Here is a 16,526-nt window from a genome sequence, read left to right as displayed (position 1 = left end):
GATTTGAAAATTTTGTTTACCGCCTTTTAGACGAACTTATAATCTTTGAAGTTATCCTTATAATAGAGGTTAATTCTGAAAAAAATTCTTCATCTGGATCTGGAAGATGTTTTGATGCTTTGCAAAGTTTTAACCAATAGTTAGTCTCATCGGCTTCTTTAGCTGATATTTTAAATTTATGAATAAAATCAGCATTGCTTTCAGCATTTTGGGCTTCCCAAACATTTGCTCCAATTGAAGTACCACTTTTAAAGAGTTGAGAACACATTTCATATTTATGGTTTGATCTCAATTTTTCCGAATAATCGATAATCTTTAGTGCAAAATCAAACGTTTTGCTTACTATAATATTATCTTTATCATTCCTCATAACCAAAGTGTAGTTAATTCATTTAACCTTCGATTTTTACTACAAAAGCTATGGCAATTTTGTAAAAACGTTTAATCAATAAATCATCTTCAAATTATCACATTTTCAAATCTTCAAATCATCGTTTATTAATATTGGTTATTTGTTCAATGGTCACTTTTAACCATTAACCTTTAACTCACTTTTCGAACTGTTCTCTTCTCAATTCGTTTTTCGTAATTTTTCCCTTCAAAAATTCGCTGCACAAAAATGCCAGGAATATGAATTTGGTTTGGATCCAGTTCTCCCGGTTCTACCAATTCTTCAACCTCAACAACAGTTATTTTCGCAGCTCCACACATTAGCGGATTAAAATTACGGGCGGTTCCTTTAAAAATAAGGTTTCCGGCTTTATCGCCTTTCCAGGCTTTTACAAAAGCGAAATCGGCTTTAAAGGCTTTTTCCAACACATACATTTTACCATCAAATTCGCGGGTTTCTTTAAATTGGGAAACTTCAGTTCCATAACCGGCAGGTGTGTATATGGCAGGATAACCCTGTTGAGCAGCCTGGCAACGTGCAGCTAATGTTCCCTGCGGAATTAGCTCTACGTCCAACTCTTCGCTAAGCATTTGGCGCTCAAACTCGTCGTTTTCTCCCACATAGGAAGAAACCATTTTATCTATTTGTTTCTTTTGAAGTAAAAGCCCCAGGCCAAAATCATCTACCCCGGCGTTATTGGAAATACAGGTAAGGTTTTTTACATTAAGACGCACCAGTTCTGAAATGGCATTTTCGGGAATCCCGCTAAGACCAAAACCTCCAAGCATAAACGTCATGCCATCTTCTACACCCTGCAAAGCATCTTTTACATTCGCTACAGTTTTTCTAATCATCGGTATTTAATTTTACCGAAAAATACGAAAATAAAAATGCTGTTACAATGCTTATGCCTTGCTAGATTATATTTTTCTGAAAAATACTGGTAAGTTTTTATTAAATCTTAAAAATCAAGCTCATCAGGTACACTGCCTCTCTCAGATTCATTTTCCTGATTGTACTCATCGCAATTTATTTCGATAGAAAGATTATCGGGTCTTGGGAAAGCATCTTTTGAAACTTTCAATTCCTCATCTGCATAAAGATCTTTCATATACATCCCCCAAATTGGCAGAGCCATAGTGGCTCCCTGCCCGTAAGTAATACCGGGAAAATGTACGGCACGATCTTCAGCACCAACCCAAACACCGGTTACTAAATTGGGAACCATTCCCATAAACCAACCATCACTTTGATTTTGTGTGGTTCCTGTTTTACCGGCAATAGGGTTTTTTAAATCGTAAGGATAACCGGTTACGCCGCGCTTGTAGTGATCAAAATCTTTCGCGTAACTTCCACGTAAACGAGCCCCCGAGCCGTATTGAGTTACACCTTCTAAAAGGTTTACCGTTACATAAGCCGCTTCCTTATTAAGAACATCACGGGTTTCTGGAACGTGTTGATATAAAACAGCTCCGTTCTTATCTTCAATTCTATTTACAATTACCGGTTTAACGTACACTCCTTCGTTAACAAAAGTGCTGTAAGCGGAAACCATTTCAAATAAACTCATGTCCTCGGTACCTAAAGCAATGGCGGGGCCGTTCGAGAATGTTTCTGTATCTACGCCTAATTTCTTTACTAAATCTAAAACTGGTCCGGGTCCTGTTTTATCAATTAACCGGGCTGTTACGGTATTTACCGATTGCGCCAGGGCATTCTTCAAACTAATCATTCCATCGTATTCTCCGTTGGCATTAGAGGGAGACCAATCTTTCGAATTTCCATATTTACCTTCTTCTATCGTAAACCTGCTTTTTGGCATGATATCACAAGGGGAAAGTTTTAACTGGTCTATTGCTGTAGCATATACAAAAGGTTTAAACGTAGAACCAACCTGGCGTTTCCCCTGTTTTACGTGATCATATTTAAAATGCTTAAAATTGGTACCGCCAACCCAGGCTCTAACTTCTCCTGTTTGAGGCGTCATAGACATTAAGCCTGCCTGTAAAAAGCCTTTGTAGTAAAAAATAGAATCTTTAGGCGTCATAATAGTATCTTTAGTTCCTTCCCAGGAAAAGACACGCATTTCTGTCTCTTTATCAAATGAAGCCAGAATTTCTTCTTCAGATTTTCCCTGATTTGCCATTTCTTTCCATCTTACAGAACGACGCATAGCACTTCTTACAATTCCATTCACCTGGTGCTGATCAATATCACGAAATGGTGCGGTTTTGTTATTTTTATTTTGCCTGTCAAATTCTTTTTGAAGATGAGAAATATGTTTCTCTACCGCAGTTTCAGCATACTGCTGCATCTTGGAATCTATACTGGTGTAAATTTTTAAACCGTCGCGATAAAGACTATATTCGGTACCATCTGTTTTAGGATTTTTCTCGATCCAATCTCTCATAAATCCCTGCAAGTAAACACGAAAATAAGTTGCCATTCCTTCATCGTGACCTTCAGGAGAAAAATCGAGCTTTAGTGGTAATTTTTGAAGAGAATCTTTTTCCTGCTCAGAAATATATCCGTTTTTATTCATTTGAACAAAAACCTGGTTTCGCCGTTGCAATACTAACTCTGGCCTACGCACCGGATTGTATAAAGAGGCATTTTTAAGCATTGCCACTAAAACCGCTGATTCTTCTATATTGAGATTTTTAGCTTCTTTACCAAAGTAAATTTTTGCAGCTGAACGAATACCAACAGCCTGATACACAAAATCGTATTTATTGAAATACATGGTGATGATCTCTTCTTTCGTGTATTGCCTTTCTAATTTTGTAGCAATATTCCATTCTTTTACTTTTTGCAAAATCCTGGCAAATGGATTATTAGAAACATCTTCAGTAAACAAAAGTTTTGAAAGCTGCTGTGTAATGGTACTTGCTCCACCTCGGGTTCCCAGGTAAAATGCTGCTCTAAGAGTTCCTTTAGCATCTATCCCGGCGTGTTTGTAAAAACGCTCATCTTCAGTAGCGATAAGGGCCTTTACGAGATGATCTGGGAGATCATCATATTTTATTGGAGTACGGTTTTCACTATAATACTTTCCTAAAGTTTCCGCATCTGAAGAAAAGATCTCGGTAGCTAGGTTAGTTTCAGGGTTTTCAAGTTCTTCAAACTCGGGCATTTTCCCAAATGCGCCCCAACCGGCCATTAAGAAAATTAAAACTACAGTCAATAATCCAATTCCAAAAATTGTCCAAAATCCAACAATATAAGGCCTCTTGCTGGTTTTGTTTTTTTGCTGCTTCTTTTTTGTTCCGGCCATTTATTTAATAATTATTATAGGCTTTCTTCTATTCTAAAACCTATATGGGTAATTCCTTCTAAATTTTCTATTCCCTCTACCTCGTCGTTTTTACGCATTGCCTGTTTTATGGCAATCCTATATTCGCCGGGCTCAGTAAAACTCACATTCTCTTTGTACCAAAGCCTGCTCTCTTTTACATCACCAAAACCTGTACCAAGCCAGGAACCATCTGGTGCTGCAATTTCATATTCCAAAGTATCGGTTACTACTTTTCCCTGCGGAAATTGCATTTCGGTAATCAAAAACAGGTTACTATACTTATAATCTTTATTATTTCTAATATTGATAAATAGGTTATATGATTTTAATGAATCTAATTCGCCTAATTTAAAAACCTGGGTAGAATCTTTTTGCCATGCTCCTTTTATAGGCTTGTATTCATCATAAATCCGCTTTTTATCGCAAGAACCCAGCAGAAAAATAGCGCCAATAAAAAATAAATAAATCGAAGATTTATGCATTCTTAGAAGGTTTTCCTTTTCTTTTTTTACGTTTTTTATTGCGGCTTTTTGAGTGTCCCTTAGGTTTATCAAAACGCGTTAAACTATCCTGCCCAACCACATTATTGAAATCTGGTTTTTCCTCAAGTTGTAATTGAACTTCAAATTCCTCAAGGCTTCCAACATCTTCTTTTTTACGATTTGATGCTATAATTTTATTTGCCTGTTCGGCGGTTAGTTTGTGCCAATTCATCCATTCACCCTCATAAGCATACCACAAAACACCTTGAAAAATATCAATCTTCTGGCAAACCGCAGTTCCTTTCTTGGTAAAAAGTTTAGTATCGGTTCGTGGAAATGTTTTTAAAGCTTCAAGGTAAGAATCCAGTTCATAGTTAAGGCAACATTTTAACTTACCACATTGTCCCGCTAATTTCTGCGGATTTAAAGATAATTGCTGATATCTCGCTGCAGAAGTGCTTACCGATCTAAAATCTGTTAACCAGGTAGAACAGCAAAGTTCACGGCCACAAGATCCAATACCACCAAGGCGGGCAGCTTCCTGCCTTAAACCAATTTGGCGCATTTCTATACGCGTATTAAATTCCCTGGCAAATTCTTTAATTAGCTGGCGAAAATCTACGCGATCATCTGCTGTATAATAAAAAGTGGCTTTTGAAGCGTCTCCCTGGAATTCTATATCACTAATCTTCATACTAAGATTAAGTCGAATCGCGATTTCACGGGCTCTTTTCTTTATCGCTTCTTCCCTACCGCGAACCTCTTCCCAAATATCAATATCCTTTTGGGTGGCTTTTCGGTAAATCTTTAAAACTTCTTCGCTATCGGTTTTTATCTTTTTCTTTTTCATTTGTACCCTAACCAGCTCCCCGGTAAGGCTTACCATACCAACATCATGGCCGGGAGAAGCTTCTACAGCCACTACATCGCCCATACTTAGGCTTAGGTTTTCTACATTTTTAAAAAAGTGTTTTCTTCCGTTTTTAAAACGAACTTCTACATAATTAAAAGGTTCTATCCCGTTAGGCATAGACATGTTTGAAAGCCAATCGAATACAGAAAGTTTGTTACAGGAATCTGTACCACAGGTCCCGTTATTTTTACATCCTTTTGGCTGACCGTCTTTGGTTGAGCAACTGCTACAAGCCATAAATATTTATATGTTGTAAGTCTTGCAAATTGCATTGCAGACTTTTTGGGTTTATATTGAGTTTCTAATCAAGAGCCTTGGGGCAATCCCACAAGTTATGAAACGAAAATTTATTATTCCAAAAGAGGCAAACCTTAGAACAATTAAATCTCGATTATCGAGTAAATATACCAATATTAATTGGCACTCCCTTTTTAGAACGCTGTGTTAACTTTTATATTTTAAAACAGTGGAACGACCTTTTTTAAATATCTTATTACTGTTTCCTTTTCCTTTTCGCAAGGCTTTTTGCTCCTCATAAGGCAAAGCTGCAATTTCCTTACATTCTATGGAACAACAATTATTCATTTTTTCAGCACATTCCTCACACTGAATAAAAAGTAAATGGCAGGCTTCATTTGCACAATTTACGTGCTTATCACAAGCTTTACCACATTGGTGGCAATGCGCAATAACTTCTTCTGAGATCTGCTCGGCGCGGCGATGATCAAAAACAAAGTTCTTTCCTATAAATTTATTTTCCAGTTTTTGGTTTTCAACCTGGCGGGCATATTCAATAATACCGCCTTCCAGCTGATACACATTTTTAAATCCTTTGTGTTTATAATAGGCACTAGCCTTCTCACAACGGATCCCACCGGTGCAATACATCACCAGGTTTTTATCTTCTTTATGCTCTTTTAGATCATTTTCAATAATGGGTAAAGAATCTCTAAACGTATCAACATCTGGCGTAATTGCTCCTTGAAAATGACCAATTTCACTTTCATAATGATTTCGCATATCTACTAAAACAGTATTGGGATCGCTAATAAGTTCGTTGAATTTTAAAGCATCAACATGAACTCCCTTATTGGTTACATCAAAAGTTGCATCGTTAAGCCCGTCAGCAACAATCTTTTTACGCACTTTCACCTTCAGTTTTAAAAAGGCTTTGGCATCGTGTTCTATAGCGATATTCAATCTAACGCCTTCTAAAAAATAAATATTATCAATGAACTTTTTGAATTCTTCAAATCGTTTTGCCGGAACTGAAAGTTGGGCGTTGATTCCTTCGTGGGCTACATAAATGCGACCAAGCACATCCATTTGGTCCCAGGCGATAAAAAGGTGATTTCTAAATAAGTGTGGATTGCCAATTTTGGCGTAGGCATAAAAAGAGAGCGTTAAACGGTCTTCTCCCGCTTCGTCTATAAGTGCTTCCCTCTCTTTAGCGCTTAATTTATTGTACAGTTGCATGCTATACTAATTAGTTAAGGTTAAAGATATTTTTTGCAAAGATACTTAAAATTGAAGGAAGAAAAAATGCCCTGAAAAGTCATTTCCCAGGGCATTTTTTGTGTGGCTAATTCGGTTTGTAATCTTTTTTACTTTGTTTCATAAATTAGATTTTTAAATTCTAGCCACCATCAACCCGGCAACTTACATTCAGCAAAATAACGGCCGAAGTACTAAAACCACCAGGCATAATCAGACTTTTTTTCAAAAATCTCATAGGCAGGGTTAATTTTAAATTCTTACTCGATAATCGAGATTTAAAACATTTATTCCTAAACTTAAATATGCTTTAAACCTCAGGTTAGAAAGTAAATATACAAAAGCTACACATATAAAATTGTGATGCAGGAAAACTTATAGTAATTTAGCAACTCTCTAAATAGATTATTCAAATTATGAGCAACGACAAAGAAAAAGAAGCAAAATTAAAGGCCTTAAAGCTTACCCTGGATAAAATGGATAAAACCTACGGAAAGGGTACCGTAATGAAGATGAGTGACCAGGCCGTAGCCGATGTGGATGCAATATCTACGGGTTCTTTAGGCTTAGACTTGGCTATGGGTGTAGGCGGATATCCAAGAGGAAGGGTTATAGAAATTTATGGACCGGAATCTTCAGGAAAAACAACTTTAACTTTACACGCAATAGCTGAAGCCCAGCAAAAAGGGGGAATTGCCGCATTTATAGATGCTGAACACGCTTTTGACCGTACTTATGCTCAAAACTTAGGCGTAGATATAGAAAACCTTATAATTTCACAACCCGATAACGGGGAGCAGGCTTTAGAAATTACCGATAATTTAATTCGCTCCGGTGCTATAGATATTATCGTGATAGATTCGGTTGCAGCGCTTACACCTAAGAGTGAAATTGAAGGGGAAATGGGAGATTCTAAAATGGGATTACACGCCCGTTTAATGTCACAGGCACTTAGAAAACTTACTTCTTCTATTAGTAAAACAAATTGTACCGTAATCTTTATTAACCAGCTTAGGGAAAAGATTGGGGTAATGTTTGGAAATCCAGAAACTACTACCGGTGGTAATGCCCTTAAATTTTATGCTTCAGTTCGTTTGGATATAAGACGTTCTACACAAATAAAAGATAGCAACAGTAACGTTATGGGTAACAAAACCCGTGTGAAAGTGGTAAAGAATAAAGTAGCTCCACCTTTTAAAATGGCAGAATTTGACATTATGTATGGTGAAGGAATTTCTAAAATAGGTGAGATAATAGATATTGGAGTTGACTATGAGATTGTAAAGAAAAGCGGTTCCTGGTTTAGCTATGAAGACACTAAATTAGGACAGGGTCGTGATGCAGTAAAAATTCTGCTTAAAGACAATCCTGATTTAATGGAAGAACTTGAGGAAAAGATAAAAAATGCCATTAAAGTAGCGAAAGAAGCTTAATTGAATCTTTAAATAAAAACAAATTCTTAAAAATCCCTTAAAAAAGGGATTTTTTTGATTCTGCACGCAACCATTTCAATAAAGCTGCATCTATGAAATAGATAACACTTAAAATTATACATTTAAAATGAAAAGAATTGCCTTATTAATGGTCCTGGCCCTAAGCCTTTACAGCTGTGATACAGATGATGGTCCCAGTGTAGCTTTTGAATTTGCAGAAATTACCGCTTCAGATTTGCCCGAGTTTTTTGAACTTGATGAAGAATACGAAATAAATGTAGATTATGTACTACCTTCAGCTTGCCATACTTTTGCTGGATTAGACGGAAGTCAGGGTGAGAATAAAGAAAATGACTCAATATTTGAATATTATATTAGATCTGTTTCTTCTTATGATCCTGCTCTGACTGAATGCAACGAAGAAAGCGACTCCCTAAATGCTAGCGCCAAAGCCTTCGATAATTTTAAGATTAATTCTGAAAATTATTCCATTATCAGATTTAATTTTCTTTCAGGCTTTGATTCTACCGATCAACCTGAATATTTAACAGTTGATGTACCGGTAGGAGAACCGGAACCCCAAACACCAGAAGAGAATACTAACGAATAACAAATAAGTTAGTGAGTTTAGAAAAACTCATACACCAGTGTAAAAAGCAGGATATTAGGGCACAGGAAAAGCTTTACCGATTGTACTCCGGTAAACTTTTTGGCCTGTGCCTTAAATATTCCAATAACTACCAGCAGGCTGAAGACAACCTGCAGGATGGTTTCATTACTATTTTCAATAAAATCAATCAATATGAAGATAAGGGTTCTTTTGAAGGCTGGATGAAACGTATTGTAATAAATACAAGCCTACAAAAGCATCGAAAAGAAAAATATTTCGAGATCATTAATGACGACCTTATGGAAGACCCCGAGGTAGAAATTGATGACGACGAAATTAGTAGAGATTTTCTATTAAAAAGCATTCAGGAATTACCCGATCGTTACCGGCAAATATTCAACCTGTATGCATTAGATGGATTTTCACACAAAGAAATTGCAGCAATGCTGAATATAAGTGTGGGAAGTTCAAAATCCAACCTCGCGAGAGCCAGGCATATTTTGAAAGGAAAGATAGAAAACCAAAACGACAATAAGGTGCAATCGCTATGAAAGAGAAAAAGAACATAGACCGGCTATACCAGGAAAAATTCAGAGATTTTGAACCCCAACCTAATCCTGAGTTATGGAATAATATTGCCGGCAAACTGCAGGAGAAAGATCGCAAAAAACCATTTGTAATTCCGTTATGGCTTAAACTTAGTGGCGTGGCCGCAGTTTTAGCTTTAATGCTTGGCGGCTATTTTTTTAGCCAAAATAATTTTACTCAAACCCAGGTAGTTTTTGAATTGGAAGAAAACGCAAAACCCCAATTGGATTTACCTGAAATCAATAAAAACGAACAGTTTCTAAATGCTTCAGAAACTTTAAAAAATATAAACGAAGCATCTTATTCAACTTCTGAAGGCGCCAGAAACTCATCAGCGAATAATAATTCGGCTTTAGCTTCAGAAAATACAAAAGCCGAAATCGAAAAAACAGAAATTGGTTCAGCTAAAAAGGAAAATACCATTAACAAGAAGCGTGGCGATCAAAATGCTGCTATAGCTGCGGAAGATCATCAAAATTCCGAAGAAGAAAAAAAACCACATCAGGATTTCATCAATCCAAAATCAAAAAACGAACAGGAATCTAAAGCTATAGCCCAAAATAAGCCTGGAAATATTGAACAGGAAAAACAGCTTTCAACCAAAGATAGTCTTGAGATAGCAGAAGAATTGGCCCAGATCGAAATAGAAAAAAATCTGGACGAAAATGAAGAGCTTATTGCTGAAACTGCTAAAAAGAAACTACGTTTGAGCACGTTTGCAGCGCCAGTTTTTTACGATAATTTAGGTAGCGGAAGCGCGATTGATCCACAATTTGCCGGGAATAACACCAGCTCACAGGTAAGCATGGCCTACGGGATGAACGTGGCTTACGCAATATCAGATAAGATCAAGATAAGAAGTGGTATTTCTAAAGTTACTATGAGTTATGATGTAGAAGATATTGTGTTTTCTGCATCGATAAACCCAAACAATATTAGCTCCATAAATTATGGGTCCAGTAGGAATAATGTACAATTAGAAAATGCTCCATCTGGCCTTCCCATTAATAATGGAAATAGCGATGAGAGTAGTTTCACCTCGATAAACAATATGGCCTTGCCAGGCGAAATCAACCAGCAATTTGGTTTTATTGAAATTCCTGTAGAGATAGAATATAATCTTCTGGATACAAAAATTGGCCTTAATATCATTGCCGGAGGAAGTAGTTTCTTTTTAGATGAAAACAGCATCCAGGTAAATACAAATAACCAAAATACAAGAATTGGTGAAGCAAACAACATTAATAAAGTGAGTTTTAGTACTAATGTTGGAGTTGGCTTAGATTACAAAATCACCGATAGTTTTATGCTAAATTTAGAGCCAATATTTAAATACCAGCTTGATACTTTTAATGATGTTTCTGGTGTAAGACCATTCTTTTTTGGAGTTTATTCTGGGATAAGTTATAGTTTTTAAATTAAGCTAAAGTTTCGCAAGCTCTAAATTTCGCAAACTGAACTTTCTTCAAAGCCTGCTCTTCAATATAGAAGCAAGATTTTTAAGGTTTATTTTTCTTCTCCAAATCTTTAGAAAGTTCCTGGAAAATAACCTCCCTGGTTTTATTTCTCAACTCCCTTCTATCACCCGGTTTCATTTCTTTTGTAGAAATGAATTCGTGAATTTTAACCCTTAGTTTTCCCGGTCCGCCTGATACAAACTTATAAGAAAACCGCTTTTTATTATCGTAGAAAGTAATAGGAACAATAGGAATATGGTGCGCGATCGCTAATCTAAAAGCCCCATCTTTAAACGTATCTAAAATAAGTGACCTATCTGCAGGCACTCCCCCTTCGGGAAAAATACAAATACTTTCTCCCATATCTAATCTCCTCTTGGCTTCAGTAACCACATCCTGTTTGCTTTTAGCACAATTTCTATCTACAGTAATGTTTGTTTTCCGATAGAAAAAACCGAAAACCGGGATTTTAGCTAACTCCCTTTTCCCAACAAAAATAAATGGTTGTTTAATAATTACAAGCATCATCATAATATCCATCATAGAGGTATGATTGGCCACCAACATGTAATTTTGCTTCGGGTTAAGTTGCTGCATCCTTTTAATTTCAGGATAAAAGCCCATACCGTATAAGATACATTTAGCCCAAATACGGGCGCAAACATAGTACTTAGGATAAAGCCGTTCAGCTGAAGAAAACACCACAAGTACCGGCAACATTACTAAAATAGGTATTATAAGTAGCATATAAAACCAGATTCGCCATAGAATAGTAAGTATAAACCGAATGATTTGCATAGGAACCAAAAGTACTAAATTGAACTGAGGGAATTCCTTAAAAAAAGTACCTTTGCACAAAAACCGAAAAAGCAGATGTCCAGAATTCTTACGGGAGTACAAAGCACAGGAACTCCACACTTAGGAAATTTATTAGGAGCAATTTTACCGGCTATAGAAATGGCCAAAAAACCTGATAATGAATCTTTTATTTTTATTGCAGATATGCATTCCCTAACCCAAATAAAAGATGCCGAAACTTTAAGAAACAACACCTATTCTGTAGCCGCAACCTGGCTGGCTTGTGGTATTGATATTGAAAAAACTGTTTTTTATCGCCAAAGTGATGTACCGCAAACTGCTGAACTTTCCTGGTATTTAAGCTGTTTTTTTCCGTATCAACGTTTAACCCTGGCACATTCCTTTAAAGACAAATCTGATCATTTAGAAGATGTAAATGCAGGGCTTTTCACCTACCCAATGCTTATGGCTGCAGATATTTTGCTTTACGATGCAGAAATAGTCCCGGTAGGAAAAGACCAGCTTCAACATTTGGAAATAACCCGCGATGTAGCTTCCCGTTTTCATTCAAAAATGGGGGAAGTTTTCGTAATTCCAGAAGCGAAAGTTCAGGAAAATACGATGTATGTTCCGGGAACCGATGGTGGCAAAATGAGTAAATCTAAAGGCAACACTATAAATCTTTTTGTGAGCGATAAAAAGCTTCGAAAACAAATTATGGCTATAGCAACCGACAGTACCCCCCTGGAAGAACCTAAAAACCCCGATACCTGTAATGTTTTTGCGCTATATAAATTAGTAGCTCCTGAAGCACAAATAGCTGAAATGCGAAAAAATTATGAAGCCGGTGGCTTTGGTTACGGCCACGCAAAACAGGCTTTATATGAAGTGCTTCTGGAACAGTTTAAAGAGCCCAGAGAGAAGTATGAATATTATATGAATAACCTTGAAGAACTGGATAAAGCCCTGGAAGTTGGCGCAGAAAAAGCTAGAAATGTTGCCAATGAGGTTATTAAAAGGGTAAGAGCAAAAGTAGGATATTAGATTAATTCAAATAATTTACCGGGCAAGGGTCGCACCACGCCTTTTAATTCCATATTAATTAAAATACCCGCAGTTTTATAAGAAGGGAAGTTACAGTTTAGAGCAATATTGTCTAACTGTGCCTTCCCTTCCTCTTTTAAAAAATCCAGAACATTAGCCTCATCTGCATCAAGATCTACAAATAATTGCCCTTGTACGGGCTTAGGTTTTTCTTCGGTTTGCCAGTTTAAAAGGTAAATCAAATCTGCGGCAGAATTTAATAAATGAGCCTTTTGTGATTTTATTAAATTGTTGCAGCCTTTACTCAATTTATCTGAAGGTCTGCCCGGCACAGCAAAAACTTCCCGGTTATAGGAATTAGCAATATCTGCGGTAACCAGAGAACCACCCTTTTCCGCACTTTCTATTACAACAGTTGCTTCACTTAAACCTGCGATTATTCGGTTTCGCTTCAAGAAGTTATTTCTGTCGAAATCATCACTACTCCAGAAATCGGTGAAAAATCCCCCATTTTTTTCAACTGAAGCCATATATTTTTGATGCACTTTCGGGTAAATTTGTTCAAAGCCATGAGCCAGGCAGCCTATATTTTGCAGATTATTTTCCACCGCCGCTTTTTGTGCCGTAATATCTACACCATAAGCAAACCCAGAAACTATAACCGGATTAAGCGGACTTAAATCTTCAATAAACTGCTCACAAAATGCAATTCCACTTTGCGTAATCTTTCGCGTGCCGACAACACTAATAATCTTTTGATTTTTAAGATTGATACTTCCCTTTTGAAACAACAAAATAGGGCCGTCTATGCAATGCTTTAATTTTTCAGGATAATCATCATCTTTAAAATACAATACTTCAATATTATTATCCTTTATAAATTTTAATTCCTCTTCTGCTGCTTTAAGATGAGAGGAATCGAAAAAATCACGCATACGAGAAGCACCAATTCCAGCAATTTTCAATAAATTTTGCTTGTTCTGCTGTAATACCTCTTTTGGAGATCCAAAATGTCTTATAAGTTTTTTTGCCAACGTATCTCCCAGATTTGGAATGTGTTGCAAAGCCAAAGCATATTGTAATTCTTCAGAAGACATAATTGAAGTTTGAATAAAATTACAGAAAAAAAGGTTTGTTAATAAAAATTCTTTGGGTAACTTTAGAAAGATTAAAATAACCCCTTATTTTTGCGGCAATGAAGATAGCTAACTACATCCAGGATTTACTTTATCGTTACGAATGCGTAATTCTACCGGGCTTCGGGGCATTTCTTTCCAGAAAAGAACCGGCTTTTATTGACGAAGAAACTCAAGTTTTTTATCCGCCGAAAAAAGTAGTTTCCTTTAATTCGCAGTTAAAAAAGAATGACGGGCTTTTAGCAAATTACATCGCAGCATCGCAAAAAGTTTCTTATACAACGTCAGTTAATATGATTGCCGAATTTGTAGAGAAACTGGAAGAATCCTTTAAGGAGGATGGTAAGGCGGAGTTAGAAAACATAGGTCGTTTTTCTTATGCTGAAGAAAAATTACAGTTTGAACCATTTGGCCAGGTAAATTACCTAACCGATTCTTTTGGACTGGACAGCTTTAAAACTTCAGCAATTGCACGCGAAACTTATAAAAAGCAAGTTGAAGAGCTGGAAGAAAAAGCGCCTATACTTTTCACTCCAGAAAGAAGAAAATCACCAGCTTATCTTAAATATGCAGCCATTGGACTTATCGCTTTGGGAGTTTCAGGCTTTGCAGGATTAAATATTTATAGCAGCCAGGTTTCAAAACATAACATTGCTGAACAGCAACAAGCCCAGGAACAACTTCAGGAGCAAATACAACAGGCTACTTTTATTATCGACAATCCATTACCGGCTGTTACTTTTAATGTAGCTAAACAAACCGGAAATTATCATATTGTAGCCGGTGCATTTAGAAATGAAGAAAATGCCCAAAAGAAAGTTTCAGAACTAAAAGAAGAAGGTTACAAAGCCCGACATATAGGTGAAAACAAATGGGGCTTACACCAGGTGGTTTATGCAAGTCACGAAAAAAGACGTGATGCGATAAATATGCTTAGAGAAGTAAAATCTTCTAACGAAGGTGCCTGGCTATTAGTACAGGAACTTTAATATTCCTTTAACGGGTTTAATTGCTCAAAGCACCTTATTTTTGCCCAAAATTGGCGAAATGCAAGCAAAACATCCAGAAGAATCCAGAACTACTTTAACCGACTTGGTTTTACCTAGTGAAACCAATCCTCTCAATAATTTATTTGGTGGTGAATTGCTCGCCCGAATGGATCGCGCTGCCAGTATTGCTGCCAGAAGGCACAGCCGCAGGATTGTAGTTACCGCTTCAGTAAATCACGTTGCTTTTAACAAGGCTGTTCCTTTAGGAAGTGTTGTTACCGTTGAAGCCGCGGTATCCCGTGCGTTTAAATCTTCTATGGAAATCTTTATAGATGTTTGGGTAGAAGACCGTGAAAGTGGAAACAGAACCAAAGCCAATGAAGCTATTTATACTTTTGTAGCTGTAGATGAAACTGGCGCTCCTATTACCGTACCACCTTTAGAGCCCGAAACAGAGCTCGAAAAACAACGTTATGAGGCTGCATTAAGAAGAAAACAGTTAAGCCTTGTTCTGGCCGGTAAAATGAAACCTAACGAAGCTACAGAGCTTAAAGCGCTTTTTGAAGATTAACCGTTAGGGTTTTGTAAATGAAGCCTAACTCCAAAGCCTATAAGCAATAAACTATGTTTATTAAAATAATCGTCTAAAGCCGGCGGAGCTTCGATATCCATTCTATCCCACCGCAGGGTAGCTTTTAAAAATATTGTTGCGGTTTTATCAAACCTGTATCCTAACGCACTTTGTAACATTAAACTGTTACCATCTTCAGTAAAACGGGAATCAGGGGCATGATTTACATTATGCACCTCTCCAAAACCGGCCTGGCTGTGTAAATTCCATTCGCGGTTAAAGGCATGATAATAACCAAGATGAAGACCCAGGTAATGAGTGGTTATTCTATTTACGGGGCCTGTATTACTAATTTGCCCCTCCTTTAAATTTGCTTTTCCCACACTATACTGCCCACCAATAGTTAAATATGGTAATACAAACCAGTTAAAATCCAATCCAAAACCCAATTGTGAATAATTTTCCCAAATCGAATTATTAACACTATAACCTCTAAAAAATTCTCCTACAAAAAATACAGTTTCAGGATCTGTAGCTACGTATTGATTTCTGTGCGGTTCAGGAATACTATCCTGTGCATTCATTAAAAGCGGTAAGAAGATGGCGATCAAAGAAACCCTAAAAGTTGAATTCATAAACCGGGTTTTCAGGGGTTATTTCAGCATTTATAGTATCATAAGTGGCTTCCGAGCTAAATTTATATTTAAAAGCAATACTACTATTCGCTAATGTTCGTGTTGAAATTGTCATTTCATCCTGGCCGGGTAGTAAACGGTTCCAATATTCCATTTCATTGTGAAACCGTAAAAAATTTTGTCCAAAAGAATTATCAATTAAACTCTGATAAATTTCGGTGTTAGAATATGAAAACCTATAAAATAGGGTATCATTTCTCGTTGAAGTATTTTTAAGCCTAACCTGAAATTCCTGGATTTCTGGCAGACTTAAATTTTCGAATTCATAAGAAGTTCCGCGGGTTCCAATTGAGTCCAAAAAGTGCAACGTGCCGTATTCCTCTCTATAATCCTGGTTATTAGGATGATTTACACTTACACCGTAAAAACTATTATTTGAATCTAAACTTACAAAAGCAAACTCCCCGGCATTATTTGTATACCCTTCACCCAAAATCTCATTTGGTTTTAACTCTAAAAATGCATTCTCTGAGCCTGAAGCGGTTACGCTAATGTTTTCTATTGGAGCATTTTCTTTATCAAGAATATTTCCTGAAACCTGCATTCTTTTCTCACCAACCACCGCAACATTGTGTTCGCTACAAGCAGTTAAAACAATTATGCTTAAAATAAGTATTGATTTTTTCATAA

17 protein-coding genes are annotated in these 16,526 nt (G+C 36.7%); 7 read left to right on the top strand and 10 right to left on the bottom strand.

Going from position 1 to position 16,526, the window contains the following annotated elements; genetic code table 11:
- Positions 1 to 16: 16 nt before the first annotated feature.
- The 6 genes from FG27_RS09720 to FG27_RS09695 form a co-directional block, all read right to left on the bottom strand.
- Complete coding sequence (locus FG27_RS09720) at positions 17 to 370, bottom strand: four helix bundle protein (protein ID WP_037318475.1); 354 nt, start codon at positions 368 to 370, stop codon at positions 17 to 19.
- 173 nt (positions 371 to 543) lie between these two features.
- A complete protein-coding gene (locus FG27_RS09715) occupies positions 544 to 1,245 on the bottom strand; it encodes a CoA transferase subunit A (protein ID WP_037318474.1) in 702 nt (233 codons plus the stop codon).
- Between the two features lie 107 nt (positions 1,246 to 1,352).
- Positions 1,353 to 3,665 carry a penicillin-binding protein 1A gene (locus tag FG27_RS09710; protein WP_037318472.1) on the bottom strand — a complete coding sequence of 771 codons (2,313 nt, stop codon included), beginning with the start codon at positions 3,663 to 3,665 and terminating at the stop codon, positions 1,353 to 1,355.
- 14 nt (positions 3,666 to 3,679) lie between these two features.
- A complete protein-coding gene (locus tag FG27_RS09705; protein ID WP_037318470.1) occupies positions 3,680 to 4,168 on the bottom strand; it encodes a gliding motility lipoprotein GldH in 489 nt (162 codons plus the stop codon).
- Entirely contained in the window at positions 4,161 to 5,318 is a 1,158-nt protein-coding gene (locus FG27_RS09700; protein WP_037318467.1) for a regulatory iron-sulfur-containing complex subunit RicT, read from the bottom strand. Before FG27_RS09700 ends, FG27_RS09705 begins: the two co-directional genes overlap by 8 nt.
- A gap of 207 nt (positions 5,319 to 5,525) precedes the next feature.
- Entirely contained in the window at positions 5,526 to 6,557 is a 1,032-nt protein-coding gene (locus tag FG27_RS09695) for a rhodanese-related sulfurtransferase (RefSeq protein ID WP_037318465.1), read from the bottom strand.
- Between the two features lie 434 nt (positions 6,558 to 6,991).
- On the opposite strand from FG27_RS09695, the gene recA reads away from it, so the two are divergent.
- From recA to FG27_RS09675, 4 genes are all read left to right on the top strand, one after another.
- Positions 6,992 to 8,008 carry a recombinase RecA gene (gene recA / locus FG27_RS09690; RefSeq protein ID WP_037318463.1) on the top strand — a complete coding sequence of 339 codons (1,017 nt, stop codon included), beginning with the start codon at positions 6,992 to 6,994 and terminating at the stop codon, positions 8,006 to 8,008.
- Between the two features lie 127 nt (positions 8,009 to 8,135).
- Entirely contained in the window at positions 8,136 to 8,618 is a 483-nt protein-coding gene (locus FG27_RS09685; protein WP_037318461.1) for a hypothetical protein, read from the top strand.
- Positions 8,619 to 8,629: 11 nt separating this feature from the next.
- Positions 8,630 to 9,169, top strand: a complete 540-nt coding sequence (locus FG27_RS09680; protein ID WP_037318459.1) for an RNA polymerase sigma factor — start codon at positions 8,630 to 8,632, stop codon at positions 9,167 to 9,169.
- The gene (locus FG27_RS09675) at positions 9,166 to 10,623 is read left to right on the top strand and encodes a hypothetical protein (protein WP_037318457.1); all 1,458 of its coding nucleotides are present in this window, start codon (positions 9,166 to 9,168) and stop codon (positions 10,621 to 10,623) included. The genes FG27_RS09680 and FG27_RS09675 overlap by 4 nt, the downstream gene beginning before the upstream one ends.
- A gap of 82 nt (positions 10,624 to 10,705) precedes the next feature.
- Here the strand turns inward: FG27_RS09675 and FG27_RS09670 are convergent, their stop codons facing one another.
- The gene (locus tag FG27_RS09670; RefSeq protein ID WP_231563306.1) at positions 10,706 to 11,410 is read right to left on the bottom strand and encodes a 1-acyl-sn-glycerol-3-phosphate acyltransferase; all 705 of its coding nucleotides are present in this window, start codon (positions 11,408 to 11,410) and stop codon (positions 10,706 to 10,708) included.
- Positions 11,411 to 11,536: 126 nt separating this feature from the next.
- Here FG27_RS09670 and trpS point away from each other — a divergent pair, with 126 nt between their 5' ends.
- Positions 11,537 to 12,505: a tryptophan--tRNA ligase gene (gene trpS / locus FG27_RS09665; RefSeq protein WP_037318455.1), complete on the top strand. Its 969-nt coding sequence runs from the start codon at positions 11,537 to 11,539 to the stop codon at positions 12,503 to 12,505.
- On the opposite strand, the gene dprA is transcribed toward trpS, so the two are convergent.
- The gene (gene dprA / locus FG27_RS09660) at positions 12,502 to 13,602 is read right to left on the bottom strand and encodes a DNA-processing protein DprA (RefSeq protein WP_037318453.1); all 1,101 of its coding nucleotides are present in this window, start codon (positions 13,600 to 13,602) and stop codon (positions 12,502 to 12,504) included. The two genes, trpS and dprA, sit on opposite strands and share 4 nt — an antisense overlap.
- 98 nt (positions 13,603 to 13,700) lie before the next feature.
- Between dprA and FG27_RS09655 the strand changes: the two genes are divergently transcribed.
- Positions 13,701 to 14,630 carry an SPOR domain-containing protein gene (locus tag FG27_RS09655; protein ID WP_037318451.1) on the top strand — a complete coding sequence of 310 codons (930 nt, stop codon included), beginning with the start codon at positions 13,701 to 13,703 and terminating at the stop codon, positions 14,628 to 14,630.
- A 58-nt stretch (positions 14,631 to 14,688) separates the two neighbouring features.
- Positions 14,689 to 15,201, top strand: a complete 513-nt coding sequence (locus FG27_RS09650) for an acyl-CoA thioesterase (protein ID WP_037322141.1) — start codon at positions 14,689 to 14,691, stop codon at positions 15,199 to 15,201.
- On the opposite strand, the gene FG27_RS09645 is transcribed toward FG27_RS09650, so the two are convergent.
- Together FG27_RS09645 and FG27_RS09640 are read right to left on the bottom strand one after the other, a co-directional pair.
- Entirely contained in the window at positions 15,198 to 15,836 is a 639-nt protein-coding gene (locus FG27_RS09645) for a hypothetical protein (RefSeq protein ID WP_156101221.1), read from the bottom strand. The two genes, FG27_RS09650 and FG27_RS09645, sit on opposite strands and share 4 nt — an antisense overlap.
- Entirely contained in the window at positions 15,820 to 16,524 is a 705-nt protein-coding gene (locus FG27_RS09640; RefSeq protein ID WP_037318446.1) for a hypothetical protein, read from the bottom strand. Before FG27_RS09640 ends, FG27_RS09645 begins: the two co-directional genes overlap by 17 nt.
- Positions 16,525 to 16,526 lie beyond the last annotated feature (2 nt).

This window comes from Salegentibacter sp. Hel_I_6 (assembly GCF_000745315.1).
Taxonomy (GTDB): Bacteria; Bacteroidota; Bacteroidia; order Flavobacteriales; family Flavobacteriaceae; genus Salegentibacter.
Note: the sequence above shows the minus strand (reverse complement) of the source record. Positions and strands in the feature narration are given on the sequence as shown.